The sequence below is a fragment of the Streptomyces fodineus genome, assembly GCF_001735805.1.
In the GTDB taxonomy this organism is placed as follows: domain Bacteria; phylum Actinomycetota; class Actinomycetes; order Streptomycetales; family Streptomycetaceae; genus Streptomyces; species Streptomyces fodineus.
Genome location: NZ_CP017248.1, coordinates 4,219,889 through 4,246,409, shown reverse-complemented (window position 1 = coordinate 4,246,409; position 26,521 = coordinate 4,219,889). Strand labels below are relative to the sequence as shown.

20 protein-coding genes and 1 tRNA gene are annotated in these 26,521 nt (G+C 68.1%); 18 read left to right on the top strand and 3 right to left on the bottom strand.

From position 1 onward, the window contains the following. Positions 1–59 precede the first annotated feature (59 nt). The 3 genes from BFF78_RS17635 to BFF78_RS17625 all read left to right on the top strand — a co-directional run bounded on the left by BFF78_RS17635 (position 60) and on the right by BFF78_RS17625 (position 3,985). Complete coding sequence (locus BFF78_RS17635; protein WP_079161364.1) at positions 60–629, top strand: TetR/AcrR family transcriptional regulator; 570 nt, start codon at positions 60–62, stop codon at positions 627–629. An 85-nt stretch (positions 630–714) separates the two neighbouring features. After that, positions 715–2,220, top strand: a complete 1,506-nt coding sequence (locus tag BFF78_RS17630) for a DHA2 family efflux MFS transporter permease subunit (RefSeq protein WP_069779236.1) — start codon at positions 715–717, stop codon at positions 2,218–2,220. Positions 2,221–2,929: 709 nt separating this feature from the next. After that, on the top strand, positions 2,930–3,985 hold the full coding sequence (locus BFF78_RS17625) for a UDP-N-acetylmuramate dehydrogenase (protein ID WP_069779235.1): 1,056 nt from the start codon (positions 2,930–2,932) through the stop codon (positions 3,983–3,985). A gap of 12 nt (positions 3,986–3,997) precedes the next feature. On the opposite strand, the gene BFF78_RS17620 is transcribed toward BFF78_RS17625, so the two are convergent. Continuing rightward, the gene (locus tag BFF78_RS17620) at positions 3,998–4,630 is read right to left on the bottom strand and encodes an NAD(P)-dependent oxidoreductase (RefSeq protein ID WP_069779234.1); all 633 of its coding nucleotides are present in this window, start codon (positions 4,628–4,630) and stop codon (positions 3,998–4,000) included. A 103-nt stretch (positions 4,631–4,733) separates the two neighbouring features. Between BFF78_RS17620 and BFF78_RS17615 the strand changes: the two genes are divergently transcribed. Then, on the top strand, positions 4,734–5,345 hold the full coding sequence (locus tag BFF78_RS17615) for a TetR/AcrR family transcriptional regulator (protein WP_069779233.1): 612 nt from the start codon (positions 4,734–4,736) through the stop codon (positions 5,343–5,345). Positions 5,346–5,487: 142 nt separating this feature from the next. Here the strand turns inward: BFF78_RS17615 and BFF78_RS17610 are convergent, their stop codons facing one another. Both BFF78_RS17610 and BFF78_RS17605 read right to left on the bottom strand, forming a co-directional pair. Beyond that, positions 5,488–6,528, bottom strand: coding sequence for an adenosine deaminase (locus tag BFF78_RS17610; RefSeq protein WP_069779232.1), 1,041 nt, complete (start codon positions 6,526–6,528; stop codon positions 5,488–5,490). Between the two features lie 135 nt (positions 6,529–6,663). Then, entirely contained in the window at positions 6,664–7,890 is a 1,227-nt protein-coding gene (locus BFF78_RS17605; RefSeq protein WP_069783635.1) for a pyridoxal phosphate-dependent aminotransferase, read from the bottom strand. Between the two features lie 262 nt (positions 7,891–8,152). Here BFF78_RS17605 and BFF78_RS17600 point away from each other — a divergent pair. From BFF78_RS17600 to tuf, 14 genes are all read left to right on the top strand, one after another. Beyond that, positions 8,153–8,225, top strand: a tRNA-Trp gene (locus tag BFF78_RS17600). A gap of 106 nt (positions 8,226–8,331) precedes the next feature. Beyond that, positions 8,332–8,616 (top strand): preprotein translocase subunit SecE, encoded by a 285-nt coding sequence (gene secE / locus BFF78_RS17595; RefSeq protein WP_069779231.1) that lies wholly within the window; start codon positions 8,332–8,334, stop codon positions 8,614–8,616. Positions 8,617–8,696: 80 nt separating this feature from the next. Continuing rightward, positions 8,697–9,554, top strand: coding sequence for a transcription termination/antitermination protein NusG (gene nusG / locus BFF78_RS17590; RefSeq protein ID WP_069779230.1), 858 nt, complete (start codon positions 8,697–8,699; stop codon positions 9,552–9,554). A 170-nt stretch (positions 9,555–9,724) separates the two neighbouring features. Further along, positions 9,725–10,159 (top strand): 50S ribosomal protein L11, encoded by a 435-nt coding sequence (rplK, locus tag BFF78_RS17585; protein ID WP_023547415.1) that lies wholly within the window; start codon positions 9,725–9,727, stop codon positions 10,157–10,159. A 100-nt stretch (positions 10,160–10,259) separates the two neighbouring features. Next, on the top strand, positions 10,260–10,985 hold the full coding sequence (rplA, locus tag BFF78_RS17580) for a 50S ribosomal protein L1 (RefSeq protein ID WP_069779229.1): 726 nt from the start codon (positions 10,260–10,262) through the stop codon (positions 10,983–10,985). 167 nt (positions 10,986–11,152) lie between these two features. Further along, a complete protein-coding gene (locus tag BFF78_RS17575; protein WP_069779228.1) occupies positions 11,153–12,112 on the top strand; it encodes an SCO4651 family lipoprotein in 960 nt (319 codons plus the stop codon). A gap of 308 nt (positions 12,113–12,420) precedes the next feature. Further along, positions 12,421–12,951: a 50S ribosomal protein L10 gene (rplJ, locus tag BFF78_RS17570; protein ID WP_069779227.1), complete on the top strand. Its 531-nt coding sequence runs from the start codon at positions 12,421–12,423 to the stop codon at positions 12,949–12,951. A gap of 111 nt (positions 12,952–13,062) precedes the next feature. Then, positions 13,063–13,446, top strand: coding sequence for a 50S ribosomal protein L7/L12 (gene rplL / locus BFF78_RS17565; protein WP_069779226.1), 384 nt, complete (start codon positions 13,063–13,065; stop codon positions 13,444–13,446). Between the two features lie 594 nt (positions 13,447–14,040). Further along, complete coding sequence (gene rpoB / locus BFF78_RS17560) at positions 14,041–17,526, top strand: DNA-directed RNA polymerase subunit beta (protein ID WP_069779225.1); 3,486 nt, start codon at positions 14,041–14,043, stop codon at positions 17,524–17,526. Between the two features lie 100 nt (positions 17,527–17,626). Next, positions 17,627–21,526 carry a DNA-directed RNA polymerase subunit beta' gene (locus tag BFF78_RS17555; RefSeq protein ID WP_069779224.1) on the top strand — a complete coding sequence of 1,300 codons (3,900 nt, stop codon included), beginning with the start codon at positions 17,627–17,629 and terminating at the stop codon, positions 21,524–21,526. A gap of 578 nt (positions 21,527–22,104) precedes the next feature. Further along, entirely contained in the window at positions 22,105–22,476 is a 372-nt protein-coding gene (rpsL, locus tag BFF78_RS17550) for a 30S ribosomal protein S12 (protein ID WP_003948652.1), read from the top strand. Positions 22,477–22,478: 2 nt separating this feature from the next. After that, complete coding sequence (rpsG, locus tag BFF78_RS17545; protein WP_003998848.1) at positions 22,479–22,949, top strand: 30S ribosomal protein S7; 471 nt, start codon at positions 22,479–22,481, stop codon at positions 22,947–22,949. Positions 22,950–22,988: 39 nt separating this feature from the next. After that, positions 22,989–25,115, top strand: a complete 2,127-nt coding sequence (fusA, locus tag BFF78_RS17540; protein WP_069779223.1) for an elongation factor G — start codon at positions 22,989–22,991, stop codon at positions 25,113–25,115. A 155-nt stretch (positions 25,116–25,270) separates the two neighbouring features. Continuing rightward, positions 25,271–26,464: an elongation factor Tu gene (gene tuf / locus BFF78_RS17535; protein ID WP_069779222.1), complete on the top strand. Its 1,194-nt coding sequence runs from the start codon at positions 25,271–25,273 to the stop codon at positions 26,462–26,464. The last annotated feature ends 57 nt before the right edge of the window (positions 26,465–26,521 follow it).

Sequence of the window (26,521 nt, the reverse complement as noted above, 5' to 3'; positions counted from 1 at the left end):
ACGCGTGTCCGTGACCAGCACCCTTGCCAAGTTAGTGATTGAGTACTAACTTACTCCGCATGGTCAGGATGAGCGCAGAAGAGCGGCGCGAGAGCGTCATTCGTGCGGCGATCGCGGAGTTCGCACAGAAGGGCTACTACGGCACTTCCACCGAGGCGATCGCGACCCGCGTGGGTGTCTCGCAGCCGTACCTCTTCCGGCTCTTCGCCGGCAAGAAGGCGATCTTCGCCGCCGCGTCGCTCCGGTGTGTGGAGGACACCTGCCGGGTCTTCGAGGAGGCGGCCGAGCGGCTGGAGGGCGAGGAGGCCCTGCATGCCATGGCCAACGCCTACGTGCGGCTGATCACCGAGCAGCCCGAGAAGCTCCAGATGCAGATGCAGACCTACATCACGGTCGCGGCGGCCGAGGCGGAGGGTGACCACGAGTTCGGTGAGCTCGTGCGGGCCGCCTGGATGAAGCTCTGGGACACCGTTCACCTGCCGCTGGGCGCGGACGACAACGAGACCACGACCTTCCTGGCGTACGGAATGCTCATCAACACCCTCGCCGCCATGGGGTTTCCGCCCGAACACCGGGTCTGGCAGGGGATGTATCCGTCGGCCCGGATCGCCGGGCGGCCGAAGAAGTAGCGCGACGAGGCGGCCGCCCCGCCTTTTTCACGCCCGCAAAAGTTAGTCATTAATAACTAACTAGAGACCGCTCTCTGGGGGAGACATGTCACAGCAGACCGCACCGAGCACACCGCGCGGAAGCGCCGTGTGGGCTCTCGTCATCACCAGCGTCGCCGGATTCATGGCGGCCCTCGACAACCTCGTCGTCACCACCGCGCTGCCCTCCATCCGCAAGGACCTCGGTGGCGCGCTGGACGACCTCGAGTGGACCGTGAGCGCCTACACGCTCACCTTCGCCGTCCTGCTGATGTTCGGTGCGGCGCTCGGCGACCGCTTCGGGCGCCGGCGGCTCTTCATCGCCGGGCTCGCCGTCTTCACGGGCGCCTCCGCCGCCGCGGCCATGGCACCCGGCATCGGCTCCCTGATCGCCGCCCGCGCGGTCCAGGGCGTCGGCGCGGCCGTGATGATGCCGCTCACGCTGACCCTGCTGACCGCGGCCGTGCCCGCCGCCAAGCGCGGGACGATGTACGGCATCTGGGGCGCCGTCAACGGGCTCGCCGTCGCCTCCGGACCGCTCATCGGCGGCAGCCTCACCGAACACGTCTCCTGGCACTGGATCTTCTGGCTGAACGTTCCGCTCGGCCTGATCGTGCTGCCGCTCGCCCGTCTGCGCCTCGCCGAGTCCTACGGCACCGGCGCCCGGCTCGACGTCCCCGGCACCCTGCTCGCCAGCGGCGGCCTCTTCGGGATCGTCTACGGCCTGGTCCGCGGCCCCTCCGACGGCTGGACCGACACCGTGGTCCTCACCGCGCTGTTCGCAGGCGGCGCGCTGCTGGTCGGGTTCGTCCTCTACAGCTCCCGCGCGGCCAGCCCCATGCTGCCGATGCGGCTGTTCCGCTCCCGCGCCTTCTCCGGCATCAACGCGGCCAGCCTGCTGATGTTCGTCGGCATGTTCGGCTCGATCTTCCTGCTCAGCCAGTACATGCAGGGCGTGCTCGGCTACTCGCCGACCGAGGCCGGCCTCAGGATGCTGCCGTGGACCGGTATGCCGATGCTCGTCGCGCCGGTCGCCGGGATCCTCTCCGACCGCATCGGCGGCCGCCCGGTCGTCGCCATGGGCCTGTTCCTGCAGGCCGTCGGTCTCGGCTACATGGCCGCCGTGGCAACCGCGCACGCCTCCTACGCCGCCCAGCTGCCCGCCCTGATCATCAGCGGGGTCGGCATGGCCCTGTACTTCGCGCCGGCCGCCAACCTGGTGATGTCCAGCGTCCGCCCGCAGGAGCAGGGCATCGCCTCCGGCGCGAACAACGCGCTGCGCGAGGTGGGCGGTGCGCTCGGTATCGCCGTGATGTCGTCGATCTTCTCCGCGCAGGGCGGCTACCAGAGCGCGCAGAGCTTCGTGGACGGCCTGCGGCCCGCCCTGGTCACCGGCTCGGCGGTGGTCGCCCTCGCCGCGGCCGCGGCCCTGGTGATCCCGGCCCGGCGGAGCGCCGCGCGGGTTGCCGCGGGGGACGCGCAGGCACCTGCGACTGCCTCCGGGCAGGCATCTGCAACCGCCCCTGAGACCGGTGCCCCGAAGACCACTGCTCTGGAGAGCGCCGCCCGCTGAAGCCGGACCCGAAACCTCGCCGCCCTCGCCCCAAGGAGTTCGCGATGTCCGCGCTTCCCGCCTGGCAGTCCGCCGACGCGCTGAAGTCCTTCGCCCACCCCGGTGCCCACCGGCCCACCTCGCGCGGGCCGGCCTCGCAGATGCGCGCCGTCAAGTTCGCCACCTGGCAGACCTCCGACGACCGACTGCCGCCGAGCGGGGAGGGAGCGGAGACGCGGCTTACGCAGACCGCCGGCCGGGAGTACGTCGCCTACGCGCGCGTGGCCTTCGAGAGGAGACCACGCGCGCGTACACGCGTGCCCACGCGAATCAGTTCAGAGCCCACGTGCGCGTACGTGCGTGTCGGTTCGCGCCGGTGGGCGCCCGGGGTCGGCTGGTCGCGGTCGGCGCGGCGGGCGCGAGGCACCGCCCCGCAAGCGGCCGCTCCGGTTGCCCCACGGCCTGGCCGCGATAGCAGGTCGCACAGGCCGCAAGGTCGCTCCGTCGACCGCTGGTCCCTGCCCCGGCTCGGCCCGGCGGGGTCCCTGCCCCGGCTCGGCCCGGCGGGGTCCCTGCCCCGGCTCGGCCCGGCGGGGTCCCTGCCCCGGCTCGGCCCGGCGGGGTCCCTGCCCCGGCTCGGCCCGGCACGGCCCCACCCCCACCCCCCGCTCCATGACCGTCGCCCCGCGCGGATGCGGTGCTGTCGGTGGTGTCTCGTAGTCTTGGGCCCGTGCAGGTACTCCACGACGCCCCTCTTGCCCCGCTGACCACCTTCCGGCTGGGCGGTCCCGCGACGCGGCTGGTCACCGCGGTGACCGATGCCGAGGTGATCGCCGCCGTCCGCGAGGCCGACGACAGCGGGACGCCGCTGCTGGTCATCGGTGGTGGGTCGAACCTGGTCATCGGCGACAAGGGCTTCGATGGCACCGCCCTGCGCATCGCCACGCGCGGTGTCGAGCTGCGGGGCACGACGCTGGAGCTGGCGGCCGGCGAGGTGTGGACGGACGCCGTCGCCCGCACGGTCGAGGCGGGGCTCGCCGGGATCGAGTGCCTGGCCGGCATCCCGGGGTCCGCGGGCGCCACGCCGATCCAGAACGTGGGCGCCTACGGCCAGGAGGTCTCCTCCACCATCACCGAGGTCATCGCCTACGACCGCCGCGCCGGCGAGACCGTCACGCTGACGAACGAGGAGTGCGCCTTCTCGTACCGCCACAGCCGTTTCAAGTCCGACCCCGAGCGCTATGTGGTGCTGCGCGTCCGCTTCGAGCTGGAGGACGCGGGCGGGCTGTCCGCACCCGTCAAGTACGCCGAGGCGGCCCGCGCGCTCGGCGTCGGGCCCGGCGACCGGGTGCCGCTGGCCGCCGCCCGCGCGACCGTGCTGAAGCTGCGCGCCGGGAAGGGCATGGTCCTCGACCCCGAGGACCACGACACCTGGTCGGCGGGGTCCTTCTTCACCAACCCGATCCTCACCGACGAGCAGTTCGCCGCGTTCCACGCGCGCGTGCGCGCGCGGCTGGGCGACGGCGTAGAGCCGCCCGCCTACCCGGCGGGGGACGGCCGTACGAAGACCTCGGCGGCCTGGCTGATCGACAAGGCGGGCTTCACCAAGGGCTACGGCACCGGGCCGGCCCGGATCTCCACCAAGCACACCCTCGCCCTCACCAACCGGGGCCGCGCCACCACCGAGGACCTGCTGGCGCTGGCCCGCGAAGTGGTCACCGGCGTCCGCGAGGCCTTCGGGATCACGCTGGTCAACGAGCCGGTGACGGTCGGCGTCAGCCTGTAGGGCCGACAGGGACTAGTACGCCACCCCCACCCCCTGCTTCACCGTCCCCTCGTCGTCGATCATCGCCAGCATCGCGTGGGCGACGTCCGCGCGGGCGATGAAGCGGCCCTTGCGCGGGAAGCCGCCGATGACGGTGCGGTAGCGGCCGGTGAGGGGCTTGTCCTGAAGGCGTGGCGGACGGACGGACGTCCAGTCGGTGCCGCTGCGGGCCAGTTCGGTCTCCATCCCGCGCAGGTCGACGTAGACGTCCTTCAGGACGGCCGACACCAGGCCGCGCATGGTGCGGTCCAGGGCGCCGTCGCCCTCGGGGGCGGGGCCGACGGGACCGGCGCTGACCACGAGCAGCCGTCGTACGCCTTCCGCCTCCATGGCGCGCAGGACCGTACGGGTCAGCCGGGTGGCGACCCCGGCGTCCTTGCGGCTGCGTGCGCCCAGGCCGGAGAGGACCGCGTCCCGGCCCCGCACGGCGGCGCGCAGCTCCTCCGGGTCGGTCAGGTCGGCGCGGAAGACCTCCAGCGCGTCGCCGCCGACGTCGAGCCGGGCCGGATCGCGGACCACGGCGGTCACCCGGTGGCCGGCGCCGAGCGCCTGCCGCACGATCTCCCGGCCGATACCGCCGGTGGCGCCGAAAACGGTGAGGTTCATGAGTGCTCCCGTACTCGGGATGGGTGGGTGAGTACTCACTCACCCCTATTCCTTCTAGAGTGGGTAAGTACTCACCCACCCGTCAAGCCCGATTGGACGTCCCATGGAGCCGAAGCCGGCGCGTGTCCGCATCCTCGATGCCGCACACGAGCTCATGCTCACCGTCGGACTGGCCCGCGCCACCACCAAGGAGATCGCCCGCGCGGCCGGCTGCTCCGAAGCGGCCCTCTACAAGTACTTCGACAGCAAGGAGGAGCTGTTCGTGCGCGTGCTCGCCGAGCGGCTGCCCCGGCTGACCCCGCTGCTGGGCAGCCTCGCCGCCGAACCCGGTCAGGGCACCCTGGAAAGCAACCTCACCGAGATCGCCCGCCAGGCCGCGCTGTTCTACGAGCAGAGCTTCCCGATCGCGGCCTCCCTGTACGCCGAGTCCCAGCTCAAGCAGCGCCACTACGACGCCCTGCGCAAGCTGGGCTCCGGCCCGCACCGGCCCATCCAGGACCTGGACGCCTACCTCCGCGCCGAACAGGCCGCCGGCCGCGTCCGCGCCGACGCCGACACCTTCGCGGCCGCCTCCCTGCTGCTGGGCGCCTGCGCCCAGCGCGCGTTCGCCTACGACGCGACGGAGACGGGGGAGCGCCCCCCGGTCGACGACTTCGCCGCGCGGCTCGCGACGACGCTGCTGGGCGGAATCTCCGTTGTGCCGGACTCCGCGTGAGCTTCACGCCGGGGCCATGACAAGCGTCTCCGGGATCAGGGCCGTATGGCGTCCGGGCTGTGGGGGCTGCGTCGGCCGCCCGGCGGCGGGCACCCCCTCGGCGTGCTGATCTGTTTCAGGCCGTACCCGCCCCACCCCCACTTCAGACGGCCGGGCGGGCCAGCCAGTCGTCCACGCCGGCCAGCAGCCGCGCCCTGACCTCCTCCGGGGCGGCCGACCCCCGCAGCGACTGCCGTGCCAGCTCGGCGAGTTCGGCGTCCGAGAAGCCGTGGACGTGCCGGGCGATCTCGTACTGCGCGGCCAGCCGGGAGCCGAACAGCAGCGGGTCGTCGGCGCCGAGGGCCATCGGGACGCCCGCCTCGAAGAACGTGCGCAGCGGTACGTCCTCGGGCTTCTCGTACACGCCGAGCGCCACGTTCGACGCCGGGCACACCTCGCAGGTCACGCCCCGGTCGGCCAGCCGCTTCAGCAGCCGCGGGTCCTCCGCCGCGCGCACCCCGTGCCCGATCCGCGAGGCGTGCAGGTCGTCCAGGCAGTCGCGCACCGAGGCCGGACCGGTCAGCTCGCCGCCGTGCGGGGCCGACAGCAGACCGCCCTCGCGCGCGATGTGGAAGGCCCGGTCGAAGTCCCGCGCCATGCCCCGCCGCTCGTCGTTGGAGAGCCCGAAGCCGACCACGCCCCGGTCCGCGTAACGCACCGCCAGCCGGGCCAGCGTACGGGCGTCCAGGGGGTGCTTCATCCGGTTGGCGGCGACCAGCACCCGCATGCCGAGCCCGGTCTCCCGGGACGTCGTCTCCACCGCGTCCAGGATGATCTCCAGGGCCGGGATCAGACCGCCCAGCCGGGGCGCGTACGACGTCGGGTCCACCTGGATCTCCAGCCAGCCCGAGCCGTCCTTCACGTCCTCCTCCGCGGCCTCCCGGACGAGGCGCCGGATGTCATCCGGTTCGCGCAGACAGGAGCGCGCCGCGTCGTACAGCCGCTGGAAGCGGAACCAGCCCCGCTCGTCCGTGGCCCGCAGCTTCGGTGGTTCGCCGCTGGTCAGTGCTTCGGTCAGGGCTTCGGGCAGACGTACGCCGTACTTGTCGGCCAGTTCCAGGACGGTTCCCGGCCGCATCGAACCGGTGAAGTGCAGGTGCAGATGGGCTTTCGGCAGCTCAGAGAGGTCACGTACACGCTCCATCCCAGGATCCTGCCGTACGGACCCGCCGTCCCGGTAGCCGTTTCCCCGTACGTGGTCTTGCTCGCACAGAGAAGCGGGCCGCCTCCCCGGGGGAAACGGCCCGCACACGCGCGTGGAGCTGAGGAGAGCAGAACCTCAGTCCCGTGCCTCCGCCAGCAGCTTCTGCATCCGGCTGACGCCCTCGACGAGGTCCTCGTCGCCGAGCGCGTACGACAGCCGCAGGTAGCCCGGTGTGCCGAAGGCCTCACCCGGGACGACCGCGACCTCGGCCTCCTCCAGGATCAGCGCGGCCAGCTCGACCGTGTCCTGCGGGCGCTTGCCGCGGATCTCCTTGCCGAGCAGGGCCTTGACCGACGGGTAGGCGTAGAAGGCGCCCTCGGGCTCCGGGCAGAGCACGCCGTCGATCTCGTTGAGCATCCGCACGATGGTCTTCCGGCGCCGGTCGAAGGCCTCGCGCATCTTCGCCACGGCGTCCAGGTCGCCGGAGACGGCGGCCAGGGCGGCCACCTGGGCCACGTTGGAGACGTTCGAGGTGGCGTGCGACTGCAGGTTGGTCGCGGCCTTGACGACGTCCTTCGGGCCGATGACCCAGCCCACGCGCCAGCCGGTCATGGCGTACGTCTTCGCCACACCGTTGACCACGACGCACTTGTCACGCAGCTCGGGGAAGAGCGCCGGCAGGGACACGGCGGCGGCCCCGCCGTACACCAGGTGCTCGTAGATCTCGTCGGTGAGCACCCACAGACCGTGCTCCAGGGCCCAGCGGCCGATCGCCTCGGTCTCGGCCTCGGTGTACACCGCGCCGGTCGGGTTGGACGGGGAGACGAAGAGCACGACCTTCGTCTTCTGCGTGCGCGCCGCCTCCAGCTGCTCCACGGTGACGCGGTAGCCGGTGGTCTCGTCGGCGACGACCTCCACCGGGACACCGCCCGCGAGCCGGATCGACTCCGGGTACGTCGTCCAGTACGGCGCCGGGACGATGACCTCGTCGCCCGGGTCGAGGATCGCGGCGAACGCCTCGTAGATGGCCTGCTTGCCGCCGTTGGTGACGAGGATCTGCGAGACGTCGGGCTCCCACCCGGAGTCGCGCAGCGTCTTCGCGGCGATCGCGGCCTTCAGCTCGGGCAGGCCGCCGGCCGGCGTGTAGCGGTGGTACTTGGGGTTCTTGCAGGCCTCGACGGCCGCCTCGACGATGTAGTCCGGGGTCGGGAAGTCGGGCTCGCCGGCGCCGAAGCCGATCACCGGACGCCCGGCGGCCTTCAGGGCCTTGGCCTTGGCGTCCACGGCGAGGGTGGCGGACTCGGAGATCGCGCCGACTCGGGCGGAGACCCGGCGCTCGGTGGGAGGGGTTGCAGGGCTCATGGAGCCCATCGTTCCAGACCGGAAATCCCCCCGGCACGTGGGTTTCACAGACTGAACTGCCGGGGGGCGGGACGTGAACACGGATCCGAATTCGGCCCCCGGCCAGGACGATCTTTGGTCACGTGGCTCCGAACGGGCACTTTCTGTTCGACGCCGGGCCGTTGACCACGTACACTCTCACCTCGTTGGCCTTCAGCAGCCGCCACCGAAACCGGTGCACACCGCGCACTCGGTCGGATGCGGTACGTTTGGGGGGACACAAAGGGTCGTAGCTCAATTGGTAGAGCACCGGTCTCCAAAACCGGCGGTTGGGGGTTCAAGTCCCTCCGGCCCTGCTACACACACCGCCAGGATGTGTGCGCATGTACGTACAGCAATGCACCGCCGTGCGGCTCAGGAACCGGGCGCGGCACGGCCATGACCCGGGATCAGGTGAGGATAATGACGGACGCCGTGGGCTCCATCGACACGCCTGATGCCCAGGACGAAGTATCCGAGTCCAAGAAGGCCCGCAAGGGCGGCAAGCGCGCCAAGAAGGGCCCGCTGAAGCGCCTCGCCACCTTCTACCGCCAGATCATCGCGGAGCTCCGCAAGGTCGTCTGGCCGACGCGTAACCAGCTGACTTCGTACACCACCGTGGTGATCTTCTTCGTCGCCATCATGATCGCGCTGGTGACCGTGATTGACTATGGGCTCAACCACGCCGCCAAGTACGTGTTCGGCTGAGCCAAGAGCGAAGGGCGCCGTGGCACCGGCGCCCGTTTTCGCATGTTCCACCCCTATGTATCCAGGAAGAAGCAGCCATCGTGTCTGACCCGAACCTGAACGACGACGCCATCGAGCCTCGCGGGACCGCTGCCGAGATGGTGGACGACGAGCGCGACATCGTCGAGGGCGCGGACGAGCAGGACGAGTTCGAGGCTGCCGAGGCCGAGGCGGGGGAGCCGGCCGAAGAGGCTGCCCTGAACGTCGAGGACGAGGAAGAAGCCGAAGAGGCTGCCGAGGAGGCCGTCGCCGAGGCCGCCGAGGAAGAGCCGGCCGCGCCCGTCGACCCCGTCGAGGCCCTGCGTGAGGAACTGCGCACCCTGCCCGGCGAGTGGTACGTCATCCACACCTACGCCGGTTACGAGAACCGCGTGAAGACCAACCTGGAGCAGCGCGCCGTCTCGCTGAACGTCGAGGACTACATCTTCCAGGCCGAGGTGCCGCAGGAAGAGGTCGTCCAGATCAAGAACGGCGACCGCAAGACGATCAAGCAGAACAAGCTGCCGGGTTACGTCCTGGTCCGCATGGACCTGACCAACGAGTCCTGGGGCGTCGTCCGCAACACCCCGGGCGTCACCGGCTTCGTCGGCAACGCCTACGACCCGTACCCGCTGACCCTGGACGAGATCGTCAAGATGCTCGCCCCGGAGGCCGAGGAGAAGGCCGCCCGCGAGGCCGCCGAGGCCGAGGGCAAGCCGGCTCCGCAGCGCAAGGTCGAGGTCCAGGTGCTGGACTTCGAGGTCGGCGACTCGGTCACCGTCACCGACGGCCCGTTCGCCACGCTGCAGGCGACCATCAACGAGATCAACCCCGACTCGAAGAAGGTCAAGGGCCTGGTGGAGATCTTCGGCCGCGAGACGCCGGTCGAGCTGTCCTTCGACCAGATCCAGAAGAACTAGTCCTTTTTTGGACTTCGTGCTTCCGAGCAGGTCAGGCGGGCTGCCTCAGCCGGTCTGACCTGCTCGGTTTTTGGCCGCGCATCTATACCCGTTATCGTTGTGCGGTATGCCTGCGTCAGGATCGCGATCCTCGCGCGGGCATGGACCCGAATGAAAGGACCCGGAGAGCTATGCCTCCCAAGAAGAAGAAGGTCACGGGGCTCATCAAGCTCCAGATCCAGGCCGGTGCCGCGAACCCGGCTCCGCCGGTCGGCCCCGCGCTGGGTCAGCACGGTGTCAACATCATGGAGTTCTGCAAGGCCTACAACGCCGCGACCGAGTCGCAGCGCGGCTGGGTCATCCCGGTGGAGATCACGGTCTACGAGGACCGTTCCTTCACCTTCGTCACCAAGACGCCGCCGGCCGCGAAGATGATCCTCAAGGCCGCGGGCATCGAGAAGGGCTCCGGCGAGCCGCACAAGACCAAGGTCGCCAAGATCACCGAGGCGCAGGTCCGCGAGATCGCCCAGACCAAGATGCCCGACCTGAACGCGAACGACCTGGACGCCGCGGCGAAGATCATCGCCGGTACCGCGCGCTCCATGGGCGTCACGGTCGAGGGCTGACCTCACCCCCTGGCAGTCATGCGGCCGTCACCGGCCGCACGTGGCAGGGCCTGCTCGGCCCAAGGACCACGACTCCTTAACGAACACACAGGAGCAAGTTGTGAGCAAGCGCAGCAAGGCTCTCCGCGCTGCGGACGCCAAGATCGACCGGGAGAAGCTGTACGCCCCGCTCGAGGCCGTCCGTCTCGCCAAGGAGACCTCCACGACCAAGTTCGACGCCACCGTCGAGGTCGCCTTCCGTCTGGGTGTCGACCCGCGCAAGGCCGACCAGATGGTCCGTGGCACCGTGAACCTTCCGCACGGCACCGGTAAGACCGCCCGGGTCCTGGTCTTCGCGACCGGTGACCGTGCCGAGGCCGCGCGTGCCGCGGGCGCCGACATCGTCGGCGCCGACGAGCTGATCGACGAGGTCTCGAAGGGCCGTCTGGACTTCGACGCCGTCGTCGCCACCCCGGACCTCATGGGCAAGGTCGGCCGCCTCGGCCGCGTCCTCGGCCCGCGTGGTCTGATGCCGAACCCGAAGACCGGCACCGTCACCCCCGACGTGGCCAAGGCCGTCACCGACATCAAGGGCGGCAAGATCGAGTTCCGCGTCGACAAGCACTCGAACCTGCACTTCATCATCGGCAAGGCGTCCTTCGACGACGCCAAGCTGGTGGAGAACTACGGCGCCGCGCTGGAGGAGATCCTCCGTCTGAAGCCGTCCGCCGCCAAGGGCCGCTACCTCAAGAAGGCCGCCATCACCACCACGATGGGCCCCGGCGTTCCGGTCGACCCCAACCGCACCCGCAACCTCCTCGCCGAGGAGGACCCGGCCGCCGTCTGAGCCTCCCGCTCACCCCGGTAGCCGCGTCAGGTACGCGTGAGTGAAGGGCGGGCCCTGCAACCTTCCGGTTGCGGGGCCCGTCCTTTCTCTGTGCGACCTTTCGTACGACTGTCAGTGGCCCGGCATACGGTGCAGGGCACAACGACTCGCAACAGGGGTGGGATCAGATGAAGAGCACGACCGTCCGCCGTACGGCCCTTTCCGTGGCCGCGGTCGCCGCGCTGGCCTCCGTGACGGCCTGCGGCTCCTCCTCCGGCTCCGGCAAGGGTGACAAGGCAGCCGGCGGCGGCGCGATCCACCTCAGCCCCGTCGCGGCGGTGCTGCGCACCGCCGAGCAGTCCACCGACAAGGCGGAATCGGCGAAGGTCCGCACCACCATGTCCGTCGGCGACACCGCGACGATGACGATGAGCGGCGCCGTCCGCTGGGGGCACGGCACCGTGGGCAACCTCACCGTCGCCTACACCGGCGGCAAGCTGGGCCAGGGCATGCGCAGGATCGGCATGCCGACCATCGAGACCCGTATGCTGCCGGACGCCCTCTACGTGAGGATGACCGACCGCTTCGCCCAGCAGATGGGCGGCCGGCACTGGCTCAAGTACTCGTACGCCGAATACCAGCAGTCCACCGGTGGCTCCGATGTGTACATGAAGAGCCAGATGCGGAACGCCACGCCGAACCAGTCGGTGCAGCTGCTGCTCGCCTCCGGGGACGTGAAGAAGGTGGGCGAGGAGACGGTGTCCGGGATACGCGCCACGCGCTACGCGGGCACGGTCGACGCCGCGGACATGGCCGGCCGGACCGGCCGGCTCACCGCCGCCCAGCTGGCCGCCGTGAAGAAGCAGCTCACCGAGGCGGGCATCACCACCGAGAAGGTGGAGGTCTGGCTCAACGACCAGAACCTCCTGGTCAAGTCGGCCACCAAGGCCGACACCGGCCAGGGCCCCCTGTCGGTCACCAACTACTACAGCGACTACGGCGTCAAGGTCCTCGCCCCAGCGCCTCCGGCGAGCGACACCAAGGACTTCAAGGAGCTGATGAAGTCCCTCGGCACCCCGGGCTCGGGCAACACCTCGAGCGGCTCCGCGACCGGCGTTCCCGGGGCCGGCACCGGCATCGGTTCCTGATCCGTCGCGGGACCTGGGCGCCGTAGAGCCCGATTTGCTCTACGGCGCCCAGGTCCCGTACTCTCTTGCAGAAGCCAAAGACCGCTGGTCGTTGCCGCTCGCTCGAACGAGGGTGCGGTGGCCGAAGGATCCGCTGAAAAGTGGGCGACCCGCGCAGGTGACAGTGGAAGAACTCCCGGAGTGCGCGCGCCGAGCGCGTGTGCGACCGGTCGAGTCCGCCCCGTGCGCCTGCGCCGGGGCGTTTCGTTTTCCCCAGTCCTCCTTCGGGTCCGCGCGGTCCGAATCACCCGGAAGGAGGCCGAGGCTCTATGGCGAGGCCCGACAAGGCTGCCGCGGTTGCGGAGCTGACGGACAAGTTCCGCAGCTCCAACGCCGCCGTGCTGACCGAGTACCGCGGTCTCACCGTGGCGCAGCTCAAGACGCTGCGCCGGTCGCTCGGTGAGAACGCCCAGTACGCCGTGGTGAAGAACACGCTGACCAAGATTGCGGCCAAGGAGGCCGGGATCACGCTGGAGGACCAGCTCTTCGCTGGCCCGACGGCCGTCGCCTTCGTCACCGGTGACCCGGTGGAGTCGGCGAAGGGTCTGCGTGACTTCGCCAAGGACAACCCCAATCTCGTCATCAAGGGCGGTGTTCTCGAGGGCAAGGCCCTCTCCGCCGACGAGATCAAGAAGCTTGCGGACCTCGAGTCCCGCGAGGTTCTGCTCAGCAAGCTGGCCGGTGCCTTCAAGGGCAAGCAGTCCCAGGCTGCTCAGCTCTTCCAGGCGCTGCCGTCGAAGCTCGTCCGCACCGTGGACGCGCTGCGCGCCAAGCAGGCCGAGCAGGGCGGTGCCGAGTAATTCGGCTCGCTTTCTGACCCGCACCAACGGCGCGGGTCGCAGCGGGCCGACGTACGCCCGCCTTACCCAGTACATCCGGCACCTGCCGATTTGAGTGGAAGGACCGCCATCATGGCGAAGCTCAGCCAGGAAGACCTGCTCGCCCAGTTCGAGGAGATGACCCTCATCGAGCTCTCCGAGTTCGTGAAGGCCTTCGAGGAGAAGTTCGACGTCACCGCCGCCGCTGCCGTCGCCGTCGCCGGCCCGGCCGGCCCGGCCGCCCCGGCCGAGGCCGAGGAGGAGAAGGACGAGTTCGACGTCATCCTCACCGGCGCCGGCGAGAAGAAGATCCAGGTCATCAAGGTCGTGCGTGAGCTGACCTCCCTGGGTCTGAAGGAGGCCAAGGACCTCGTCGACGGCACCCCGAAGCCCGTCCTCGAGAAGGTCAACAAGGAAGCCGCCGAGAAGGCCGCCGAGTCCCTCAAGGCCGCCGGCGCCTCCGTCGAGGTCAAGTAAGACCTTCCGGGTCCCAAGGACTCGAACGCGGGCCGACCGCAGCCTCGGGGCACCGTGAAAAAGTGCCCCGCAGGGCTGTAACGCGACCGTACCGAAGAGCGATCATCCATCCGGGTGGTCGCTCTTCGTCGTATCCGGCGGGCCCGACCGCGGTTGCCTTGCACTCGCTTCGGCGAGGGGTATGGTGATCTTCGTCGTGTCTCCGGCACGGTCCGCTTCGGACTGGGGGGCCTTGACGAACCGCACGCAGCGCGCAATTCTCAGGACGCGTCGTCACAAGGATCCGAATCCGAGGCATGGATCGACGACGAAGAGGGCAGTATCAACGTGCGTTGAGGGCAGGCATGCCGAGGGCGTTGACGAGAGCGGTGAGCACAGCGAGGGTCTCGAAAAACCCGCACTGGACATCAGTGTGCCAAGTGGCTACACTGACCCTTTGCGCTGCCTGTTAGCTGTCCCCTGCCCGTCACCAGGGGTCTGCCCTCACTCGAGCACTGATGACAAAAGCCCCCTTGACCTGGGGTTTCTGTCTCTGTGTACGGGAGAGGGGCCGGCACGCGCGTAGTGAGTCCGAGCCCTCGGAAGGACCCCCTCTTGGCCGCCTCGCGCAATGCCTCGACCGCGAATACGAACAACGGCGCCAGCACCGCCCCGCTGCGCATCTCCTTTGCAAAGATCAAGGAGCCTCTCGAGGTTCCGAACCTGCTCGCGCTGCAGACCGAGAGCTTCGACTGGCTGCTCGGCAACACCGCCTGGCAGAGTCGGGTCGAGGAGGCTCTGGAGAACGGTCAGGACGTCCCCACCAAGTCCGGTCTGGAGGAGATCTTCGAGGAGATCTCCCCGATCGAGGACTTCTCCGGGTCGATGTCCCTGACGTTCCGGGACCACCGCTTCGAGCCGCCGAAGAACTCCATCGACGAGTGCAAGGAGCGCGACTTCACGTACGCCGCCCCGCTCTTCGTCACCGCCGAGTTCACCAATAACGAGACCGGTGAGATCAAGTCCCAGACGGTCTTCATGGGCGACTTCCCGCTCATGACGAACAAGGGCACCTTCGTCATCAACGGCACCGAGCGTGTCGTGGTGTCCCAGCTGGTCCGTTCCCCCGGTGTCTACTTCGACTCCACCATCGACAAGACGTCCGACAAGGACATCTTCTCCGCCAAGATCATCCCGTCCCGGGGTGCCTGGCTGGAGATGGAGATCGACAAGCGCGACATGGTCGGTGTCCGCATCGACCGCAAGCGCAAGCAGTCGGTCACCGTGCTGCTGAAGGCGCTCGGCTGGACGACCGAGCAGATCCTCGAGGAGTTCGGCGAGTACGAGTCCATGCGCGCCACCCTGGAGAAGGACCACACCCAGGGCCAGGACGACGCGCTGCTCGACATCTACCGCAAGCTGCGTCCGGGCGAGCCCCCCACGCGTGAGGCCGCGCAGACGCTGCTGGAGAACCTGTACTTCAACCCCAAGCGCTACGACCTCGCCAAGGTCGGCCGCTACAAGGTCAACAAGAAGCTCGGTGCGGACGAGCCGCTGGACGCCGGCGTGCTCACCACCGAGGACGTCATCGCCACCATCAAGTACCTGGTGAAGCTGCACGCCGGCGAGACCGAGACGGTGACCGAGACCGGTCGCACGATCATGGTCGAGACCGACGACATCGACCACTTCGGCAACCGCCGTATCCGCAGCGTCGGTGAGCTGATCCAGAACCAGGTCCGTACGGGTCTCGCCCGTATGGAGCGCGTCGTGCGCGAGCGCATGACCACCCAGGACGTCGAGGCGATCACGCCACAGACCCTGATCAACATCCGGCCGGTCGTCGCCTCCATCAAGGAGTTCTTCGGCACCAGCCAGCTGTCCCAGTTCATGGACCAGAACAACCCGCTGTCGGGGCTGACGCACAAGCGTCGTCTGAACGCCCTCGGCCCGGGTGGTCTCTCCCGTGAGCGGGCCGGCTTCGAGGTCCGTGACGTTCACCCGTCGCACTACGGCCGTATGTGCCCGATCGAGACGCCGGAAGGCCCGAACATCGGTCTGATCGGCTCGCTCGCCTCCTACGGCCGGGTCAACGCGTTCGGTTTCATCGAGACGCCGTACCGCAAGGTCGTCGACGGCCAGGTCAGCGACGAGGTCGACTACCTGACCGCCGACGAGGAGGACCGCTTCGTCATCGCGCAGGCCAACGCGCCGCTGAACGACGAGATGCGGTTCGCCGAGGCCCGCGTGCTGGTCCGCCGCCGTGGCGGCGAGGTCGACTACGTCGGCCCCGAGGACGTGGACTACATGGACGTCTCGCCGCGCCAGATGGTGTCGGTCGCGACCGCCATGATCCCCTTCCTCGAGCACGACGACGCCAACCGTGCCCTCATGGGCGCGAACATGATGCGTCAGGCCGTGCCGCTGATTAAGTCCGAGGCACCGCTCGTCGGCACCGGCATGGAGTACCGCTCCGCGGTCGACGCCGGCGACGTGGTCAAGGCCGAGAAGGACGGTGTGGTCCAGGAGGTCTCCGCGGACTACATCACCACCGCCAACGACGACGGCACGTACATCACGTACCGCCTGGCCAAGTTCTCCCGGTCCAACCAGGGCACCTCGGTCAACCAGAAGGTCATCGTCAACGAGGGCGACCGCGTCGTCACCGGCCAGGTGCTGGCCGACGGCCCGGCCACCCAGAACGGCGAGATGGCCCTCGGCAAGAACCTGCTCGTGGCGTTCATGCCGTGGGAGGGTCACAACTACGAGGACGCGATCATCCTGTCGCAGCGCCTCGTGCAGGACGACGTCCTCTCCTCGATCCACATCGAGGAGCACGAGGTCGACGCCCGTGACACCAAGCTCGGCCCCGAGGAGATCACCCGGGACATCCCGAACGTCTCCGAGGAGGTCCTCGCCGACCTCGACGAGCGCGGCATCATCCGCATCGGTGCCGAGGTCATCGCCGGTGACATCCTCGTCGGCAAGGTCACCCCGAAGGGTGAGACCGAGCTGACCCCCGAGGAGCGTCTGCTGCGCGCGATCTTCGGGGAGAAGGCACGTGAGGTCCGTGACACCTCGCTGAAGGTGCCGCACGGCGAGACCGGCAAGGTCATCGGCGTCCGCGTCTTCGACCGCGAGGAGGGCGACGAGCTGCCGCCGGGCGTGAACCAGCTGGTCCGCGTCTACGTCGCGCAGAAGCGCAAGATCACCGACGGCGACAAGCTCGCCGGCCGTCACGGCAACAAGGGTGTCATCTCCAAGATCCTGCCGATCGAGGACATGCCGTTCCTGGAGGACGGCACCCCGGTCGACATCATCCTCAACCCGCTGGGCGTGCCGTCCCGAATGAACCCGGGGCAGGTCCTGGAGATCCACCTCGGCTGGCTCGCCAGCCGCGGCTGGGACGTCTCCGGCCTCGCGGACGAGTGGGCCCAGCGCCTGCAGGCCATCGGCGCCGACCAGGTCGCCCCGCGCACCAACGTCGCGACCCCGGTCTTCGACGGTGCCCGCGAGGACGAGCTGGCGGGTCTGCTGCAGCACACCATCCCGAACCGCGACGGCGAGCGCATGGTGCTCCCGTCCGGCAAGGCGCGGCTGTTCGACGGCCGCTCCGGTGAGCCGTTCCCGGACCCGATCTCGGTCGGCTACATGTACATCCTGAAGCTGCACCACCTGGTCGACGACAAGCTGCACGCCCGCTCGACCGGTCCGTACTCGATGATCACCCAGCAGCCGCTGGGTGGTAAGGCCCAGTTCGGTGGCCAGCGCTTCGGTGAGATGGAGGTGTGGGCCCTCGAGGCCTACGGCGCCGCGTACGCCCTCCAGGAGCTGCTGACCATCAAGTCCGACGACGTCACCGGCCGCGTGAAGGTCTACGAGGCCATCGTCAAGGGCGAGAACATCCCCGAGCCCGGCATCCCCGAGTCCTTCAAGGTGCTCATCAAGGAGATGCAGTCGCTCTGCCTGAACGTGGAGGTGCTGTCCAGCGACGGTATGTCCATCGAGATGCGTGACACCGACGAGGACGTCTTCCGCGCTGCGGAGGAGCTCGGCATCGACCTGTCCCGGCGCGAGCCGAGCAGCGTCGAAGAGGTCTGACGGGAGTCCGGCAGGGGCCTCACCACCGTGAGGCCCCCGCCGACCCCCAGGCCCCCGTTTCAGACCAAAGACTTTCGACCCTGAGAGGGATTGACGCATAGTGCTCGACGTCAACTTCTTCGACGAGCTCCGGATCGGCCTGGCCACCGCTGACGACATCCGTCAGTGGAGCCACGGCGAGGTCAAGAAGCCCGAGACCATCAACTACCGCACCCTGAAGCCCGAAAAGGACGGACTCTTCTGCGAGAAGATCTTCGGTCCGACCCGGGACTGGGAGTGCTACTGCGGCAAGTACAAGCGCGTCCGCTTCAAGGGCATCATCTGCGAGCGCTGTGGCGTCGAGGTCACGCGCGCCAAGGTGCGCCGTGAGCGGATGGGCCACATCGAGCTGGCCGCCCCCGTCACGCACATCTGGTACTTCAAGGGTGTCCCCTCGCGCCTCGGCTACCTGCTGGACCTGGCGCCGAAGGACCTCGAGAAGGTCATCTACTTCGCCGCGTACATGATCACGTACGTCGACGAGGAGCGCCGTACCCGCGACCTGCCCTCCCTGGAGGCGCATGTCTCGGTCGAGCGCCAGCAGATCGAGAACCGCCGCGACGCCGACCTCGAGGCCCGCGCCAAGAAGCTCGAGTCCGACCTGGCCGAGCTGGAGGCCGAGGGCGCCAAGGCCGATGTGCGCCGCAAGGTGCGCGAGGGTGCCGAGCGCGAGATGAAGCAGCTGCGCGACCGTGCGCAGCGCGAGATCGACCGCCTCGACGAGGTGTGGAACCGGTTCAAGAACCTCAAGGTCCAGGACCTCGAGGGCGACGAGCTGCTCTACCGCGAGCTGCGTGACCGCTTCGGCACGTACTTCGACGGCTCGATGGGTGCCGCGGCGCTGCAGAAGCGCCTGGAGTCCTTCGACCTCGATGAGGAGGCCGAGCGGCTGCGCGAGATCATCCGCACCGGCAAGGGCCAGAAGAAGACCCGTGCCCTCAAGCGGCTGAAGGTCGTCTCCGCGTTCCTGCAGACGTCCAACAGCCCCAAGGGCATGGTCCTGGACTGCGTCCCGGTCATCCCGCCGGACCTGCGTCCGATGGTGCAGCTGGACGGTGGCCGCTTCGCGACCTCCGACCTGAACGACCTGTACCGCCGTGTCATCAACCGCAACAACCGTCTGAAGAGGCTGCTCGACCTCGGCGCGCCCGAGATCATCGTCAACAACGAGAAGCGCATGCTTCAGGAGGCTGTTGACGCCCTCTTCGACAACGGTCGTCGCGGCCGTCCGGTGACCGGTCCCGGTAACCGCCCGCTGAAGTCCCTCAGCGACATGCTGAAGGGTAAGCAGGGCCGCTTCCGTCAGAACCTGCTCGGTAAGCGTGTCGACTACTCGGCGCGTTCCGTGATCGTCGTCGGTCCGCAGCTGAAGCTGCACCAGTGCGGTCTGCCGAAGGCGATGGCGCTGGAGCTGTTCAAGCCGTTCGTGATGAAGCGCCTGGTCGACCTGAACCACGCGCAGAACATCAAGAGCGCCAAGCGCATGGTTGAGCGCGGCCGTACGGTCGTGTACGACGTCCTCGAAGAGGTCATCGCCGAGCACCCGGTGCTGCTGAACCGTGCTCCCACCCTGCACCGCCTCGGTATCCAGGCCTTCGAGCCGCAGCTGGTCGAGGGCAAGGCCATCCAGATCCACCCGCTCGTCTGCACCGCGTTCAACGCGGACTTCGACGGTGACCAGATGGCCGTGCACCTGCCGCTGTCCGCGGAGGCGCAGGCCGAGGCCCGCATCCTGATGCTGTCCTCGAACAACATCCTCAAGCCGGCCGACGGCCGTCCGGTGACGATGCCGACCCAGGACATGGTCCTCGGTCTGTTCTTCCTCACCACCGACGCCGAGATGCGTGACGTCAAGGGCGAGGGCCGCTCGTTCGCGTCCGTGGCCGAGGCGATCATGGCGTTCGACGCCGGCGAGCTCTCGCTGCAGTCGCGCGTGGACATCCGCTTCCCGGTGGGCACCATCCCGCCGCGCGGCTGGATGCCGCCGGCCCGCGAGGAGGGCGAGCCGGAGTGGCAGCAGGGTGACAGCTTCCGCCTGAACACCACCCTGGGCCGCGCGCTCTTCAACGAGCTGCTGCCCGAGGACTACCCGTTCGTCGACTACGAGGTCGGCAAGAAGCAGCTCTCCGAGATCGTCAACGACCTCGCCGAGCGCTACCCGAAGGTCATCGTGGCGGCGACGCTCGACAACCTGAAGGCGTCCGGCTTCTACTGGGCGACCCGTTCCGGTGTCACCGTCGCCATCTCCGACGTCGTCGTTCCCGAGGCGAAGAAGGAGATCGTCCGCGGCTACGAGGCGCAGGACGAGAAGGTCCAGAAGCAGTACGAGCGCGGTCTGATCACCAAGGACGAGCGCACGCAGGAGCTCATCGCGATCTGGACCAAGGCGACCAACGAGGTCGCCGAGGCGATGAACGAGAACTTCCCGAAGACCAACCCGATCTTCATGATGGTGAACTCGGGTGCACGAGGCAACATGATGCAGATGCGTCAGATTGCCGGTATGCGTGGTCTGGTGTCGAACGCGAAGAACGAGACGATCCCGCGTCCGATCAAGGCGTCGTTCCGTGAGGGTCTGTCCGTGCTGGAGTACTTCATCTCCACGCACGGTGCCCGTAAGGGTCTCGCGGACACCGCCCTGCGTACCGCCGACTCGGGTTACCTGACCCGTCGTCTGGTGGACGTCTCGCAGGACGTCATCATCCGCGAGGAGGACTGCGGCACCGAGCGCGGCCTCAAGCTGGCGATCGCCGAGCGCGGCGAGGACGGTGTCCTGCGCAAGACGGGCAACGTCGAGACGTCCGTGTACGCGCGCTGCCTCGCCGAGGACATCGTGGTCGACGGCAAGGTGCTGGCCCCGGCCGGTACCGACCTCGGCGACGTGCTCATCGACGAGCTGGTCAAGCACAGTGTGGAGACGGTCAAGACCCGCTCGGTCCTGACCTGCGAGTCCGCCGTCGGCACCTGCGCGATGTGCTACGGCCGTTCGCTGGCCACCGGCAAGCTGGTCGACATCGGTGAGGCGGTCGGCATCATCGCCGCCCAGTCCATCGGTGAGCCCGGTACCCAGCTGACGATGCGAACCTTCCACACCGGTGGTGTGGCCGGTGACGACATCACCCAGGGTCTGCCGCGTGTCGTCGAGCTCTTCGAGGCCCGTACCCCGAAGGGTGTCGCCCCGATCTCCGAGGCCTCCGGCCGCGTGCGGATCGAGGAGACCGAGAAGACCAAGAAGCTCGTCGTCACCCCGGACGACGGCAGCGACGAGACCGCCTACCCGATCTCCAAGCGCGCCAAGGTCCTGGTCAGCGAGGGCGAGCACGTCGAGGTGGGCCAGCAGCTCACCGTGGGTGCCACCAACCCGCACGACGTGCTGCGCATCCTGGGTCAGCGTGCCGTCCAGGTCCACCTGGTCGGCGAGGTCCAGAAGGTCTACAACTCGCAGGGTGTGTCGATCCACGACAAGCACATCGAGATCATCATCCGGCAGATGCTCCGCCGTGTGACGATCATCGAGTCCGGCGACGCCGAGCTGCTGCCCGGCGAGCTGGTCGAGCGCTCGAAGTTCGAGACCGAGAACCGTCGTGTGGTCCAGGAGGGCGGTCACCCGGCCTCCGGTCGTCCGCAGCTGATGGGTATCACCAAGGCCTCGCTGGCGACGGAGTCCTGGCTGTCGGCCGCCTCCTTCCAGGAGACGACCCGAGTGCTGACGGACGCGGCGATCAACGCCAAGTCCGACAGCCTCATCGGCCTCAAGGAGAACGTCATCATCGGTAAGCTCATCCCGGCCGGTACGGGCCTGTCCCGCTACCGCAACATCCGGGTCGAGCCGACCGAGGAGGCCAAGGCCGCGATGTACTCGGCCGTCGGCTACGACGACATCGACTACTCGCCGTTCGGCACCGGCTCCGGCCAGGCCGTTCCGCTGGAGGACTACGACTACGGTCCGTACAACCAGTAAGCGAGCAGCATGAAGGGCGGCCACTCCGTTTCGGGGTGGCCGCCCTTCGGCGTGTCAGGGCCCGTACGCCGGCCGGGCCCGGAGGCGGTGGAGGCAGGTGCTGACGGCCGCGTGGGAGTCCGGCAGGCGTGCGAGCAGGGATTGCCTGCCGGGCGGGCTGCCGAGGGCCGTGCGATGGCCGTGCCACGCGTGCGCCGATCGAGCCGCCGCAACAGCCGCCAGGCGAGCCGGCCGAGTCTCTTTCTCCAGCCGGGCGAGCGCATGCTCAGCGGCCCGGATCGTCGATTCGAAGATCACGTAGCGTACCGGGGCTTGACATCACTCGCGAGCCGAGGCCGCCGGGGCCCATTTGTTTTGACCACAGCGAATGAGGTAGGTACGCTCAGACCTTGTGCCTGGGGTGTGCCCTGGCTCGTGTGCGTGCCTTCAGACCGCATGGCGAGCCGCGAGCGGCCACCGTAATCTGTGCTGTTTTCGCCTTGCGGCGGGAGTCCGCCCGGATTCGACACACCCGACCGCGTGGGTCGGCGATGTTCCAGGTTAGCTGTACCCATCGGCACACAGAAACCGGAGAAGTAGTGCCTACGATCCAGCAGCTGGTCCGTAAGGGCCGGCAGGACAAGGTCGAGAAGAACAAGACGCCCGCACTCGAGGGTTCCCCTCAGCGTCGTGGCGTCTGCACGCGTGTGTTCACGACCACCCCGAAGAAGCCGAACTCGGCCCTGCGTAAGGTCGCGCGTGTGCGTCTGACCAGCGGCATCGAGGTCACCGCTTACATTCCGGGTGAGGGACACAACCTGCAGGAGCACTCCATCGTGCTCGTGCGCGGCGGCCGTGTGAAGGACCTGCCGGGTGTTCGCTACAAGATCATCCGTGGCTCCCTCGACACCCAGGGTGTCAAGAACCGCAAGCAGGCCCGTTCCCGCTACGGCGCCAAGAAGGAGAAGTAAGAATGCCTCGTAAGGGCCCCGCCCCGAAGCGCCCGGTCATCATCGACCCGGTCTACGGTTCTCCTCTGGTCACGTCGCTCATCAACAAGGTGCTGCTGAACGGCAAGCGCTCCACCGCCGAGCGCATCGTCTACGGCGCCATGGAGGGCCTGCGCGAGAAGACCGGCAACGACCCGGTCATCACGCTCAAGCGCGCTCTTGAGAACATCAAGCCGACCCTCGAGGTCAAGTCCCGCCGTGTCGGTGGCGCCACCTACCAGGTCCCGGTCGAGGTCAAGCCCGGCCGTGCCAACACCCTGGCGCTGCGCTGGCTGGTCGGTTACTCCCGCGCCCGTCGCGAGAAGACCATGACCGAGCGTCTCCTCAACGAGCTTCTCGACGCCTCCAACGGCCTCGGTGCGGCCGTGAAGAAGCGCGAGGACACCCACAAGATGGCCGAGTCCAACAAGGCCTTCGCGCACTACCGCTGGTAGTCGCTACCCACATCGAGACCGAGAGAAGACTGAAGCCTTATGGCTACCACTTCACTTGACCTGGCCAAGGTGCGCAACATCGGCATCATGGCCCACATCGACGCGGGCAAGACGACCACCACCGAGCGGATCCTGTTCTACACCGGTGTGTCTTACAAGATCGGTGAGGTCCACGACGGCGCTGCCACCATGGACTGGATGGAGCAGGAGCAGGAGCGTGGCATCACGATCACCTCTGCTGCCACCACCTGTCACTGGCCGCTGGAGAACGTCGATCACACCATCAACATCATCGACACCCCGGGCCACGTCGACTTCACCGTCGAGGTGGAGCGCTCCCTGCGCGTGCTCGACGGTGCCGTGACGGTGTTCGACGGCGTCGCCGGCGTTGAGCCCCAGTCCGAGACGGTGTGGCGTCAGGCGGACCGCTACGGCGTTCCGCGTATCTGCTTCGTCAACAAGCTCGACCGGACGGGTGCCGAGTTCCACCGCTGCGTCGACATGATCACCGACCGCCTGGGCGCTCAGCCGATCGTCATGCAGCTCCCGATCGGTGCCGAGGCCGACTTCAAGGGCGTCGTGGACCTGGTCCGCATGAAGGCGCTCGTGTGGTCCGCCGAGGCCACCAAGGGCGAGATGTACGACGTCGTCGACATCCCGGCCACGCACACCGAGGCGGCCGAGGAATGGCGCGGCAAGCTCCTCGAGGCCGTCGCCGAGAACGACGAGCAGCTGATGGAGCTGTACCTGGAGGGCGAGGAGCCCACCGAGGAGCAGCTCTACGCGGCGATCCGTCGTATCACCATCGCCTCCGGCAAGGGCACCGGCACCACGGTGACCCCGGTGTTCTGCGGCACCGCGTTCAAGAACAAGGGTGTTCAGCCCCTGCTCGACGCGGTCGTGCGCTACCTGCCTTCCCCGGTTGACATCGAGGCCATCGAGGGCCACGCGGTCAACAACCCGGAGGAGGTCGTCAAGCGCAAGCCGTCCGACGACGAGCCGCTGTCCGCGCTGGCGTTCAAGATCATGAGCGACCCGCACCTCGGCAAGCTCACCTTCGTCCGCGTGTACTCCGGCCGCCTGGAGTCCGGCACCGCCGTGCTGAACTCCGTCAAGGGCAAGAAGGAGCGCATCGGCAAGATCTACCGCATGCACGCCAACAAGCGTGAGGAGATCGAGTCGGTGGGCGCCGGCGACATCGTCGCCGTCATGGGCCTGAAGCAGACCACCACCGGTGAGACGCTGTCCGACGACAAGAACCCGGTCATCCTGGAGTCCATGGACTTCCCGGCGCCGGTCATCCAGGTCGCCATCGAGCCCAAGTCGAAGGGCGACCAGGAGAAGCTCGGCGTCGCGATCCAGCGCCTGGCCGAGGAGGACCCGTCCTTCCAGGTCCACTCGGACGAGGAGACCGGCCAGACCATCATCGGTGGTATGGGCGAGCTGCACCTCGAGGTGCTGGTCGACCGTATGCGCCGTGAGTTCAAGGTCGAGGCCAACGTCGGCAAGCCGCAGGTGGCGTACCGCGAGACGATCCGCAAGGCCGTCGAGCGCGTCGACTACACCCACAAGAAGCAGACCGGTGGTACCGGTCAGTTCGCGAAGGTGCAGATCGGCATCGAGCCGCTCGAGGGTGGCGACACCTCGTACGAGTTCGTGAACAAGGTGACCGGTGGTCGTATCCCGAAGGAGTACATCCCTTCGGTCGACGCCGGTGCGCAGGAGGCCATGCAGTTCGGCATCCTCGCCGGTTACGAGATGACCGGCGTGCGCGTCATCCTCCACGACGGCGCCTACCACGAGGTCGACTCCTCCGAGCTCGCCTTCAAGATCGCCGGTTCGCAGGCCTTCAAGGAGGCCGCGCGCAAGGCCAGCCCCGTGCTGCTCGAGCCGATGATGGCCGTCGAGGTCACCACGCCCGAGGACTACATGGGCGAGGTCATCGGCGACATCAACTCCCGCCGTGGCCAGATCCAGGCCATGGAGGAGCGGGCTGGTGCCCGCGTCGTGAAGGGCCTCGTGCCCCTGTCGGAGATGTTCGGCTACGTCGGCGACCTCCGCAGCAAGACGTCGGGTCGCGCAAGCTACTCGATGCAGTTCGACTCCTACGCCGAGGTTCCGCGGAACGTCGCCGAGGAGATCATCGCGAAGGCCAAGGGCGAGTAACGCACCGCGTTCACACGCTTTAGGCTTGACTCCGGAGCCTCAAGGGGCATTCAGCCGCAATCCCGGATGAATGCCCCGGGTTCCGGGCTTCCCAGCAAAGATCACCTGGCGCCGATGAAGTAAGGCGTACAGAACCACTCCACAGGAGGACCCCAGTGGCGAAGGCGAAGTTCGAGCGGACTAAGCCGCACGTCAACATCGGCACCATCGGTCACATCGACCACGGTAAGACGACCCTCACGGCCGCCATTACCAAGGTGCTGCACGACGCGTACCCGGACCTGAACGAGGCCACCCCGTTCGACAACATCGACAAGGCGCCCGAGGAGCGCCAGCGCGGTATCACCATCTCCATCGCGCACGTCGAGTACCAGACCGAGGCGCGTCACTACGCCCACGTCGACTGCCCGGGTCACGCGGACTACATCAAGAACATGATCACCGGTGCCGCCCAGATGGACGGCGCGATCCTGGTGGTCGCCGCCACCGACGGCCCGATGCCGCAGACCAAGGAGCACGTGCTCCTGGCCCGCCAGGTCGGCGTTCCGTACATCGTCGTCGCCCTGAACAAGGCCGACATGGTGGACGACGAGGAGATCCTGGAGCTCGTCGAGCTCGAGGTCCGTGAGCTCCTCTCCGAGTACGAGTTCCCCGGCGACGACGTTCCGGTCGTCAAGGTCTCCGCTCTGAAGGCCCTCGAGGGCGAGAAGGAGTGGGTGGACTCCGTCCTCAACCTGATGAACGCCGTCGACGAGTCGATCCCGCAGCCGGAGCGCGACGTCGACAAGCCGTTCCTGATGCCGATCGAGGACGTCTTCACCATCACCGGTCGCGGTACGGTCGTCACCGGCCGTATCGAGCGTGGTGTCCTCAAGGTCAACGAGACCGTCGACATCATCGGCATCAAGCAGGAGAAGACCACCACCACGGTCACCGGCATCGAGATGTTCCGCAAGCTGCTCGACGAGGGCCAGGCCGGTGAGAACGTCGGTCTGCTGCTCCGCGGCATCAAGCGCGAGGACGTCGAGCGCGGCCAGGTCATCATCAAGCCGGGCTCGGTCACCCCGCACACCGAGTTCGAGGCGCAGGCCTACATCCTCTCCAAGGACGAGGGTGGCCGCCACACGCCGTTCTTCAACAACTACCGTCCGCAGTTCTACTTCCGTACGACGGACGTGACCGGCGTCGTGACCCTCCCCGAGGGCACCGAGATGGTCATGCCGGGTGACAACACCGAGATGAAGGTGGAGCTCATCCAGCCCGTCGCCATGGAAGAGGGCCTGAAGTTCGCCATCCGTGAGGGTGGCCGCACCGTGGGCGCCGGCCAGGTCACCAAGATCAACAAGTGAGTTCCGCTTGCTTGAGGGTCGCCTGACCTGAAGGTCTCTGACCTGAGGAGAGGCCCG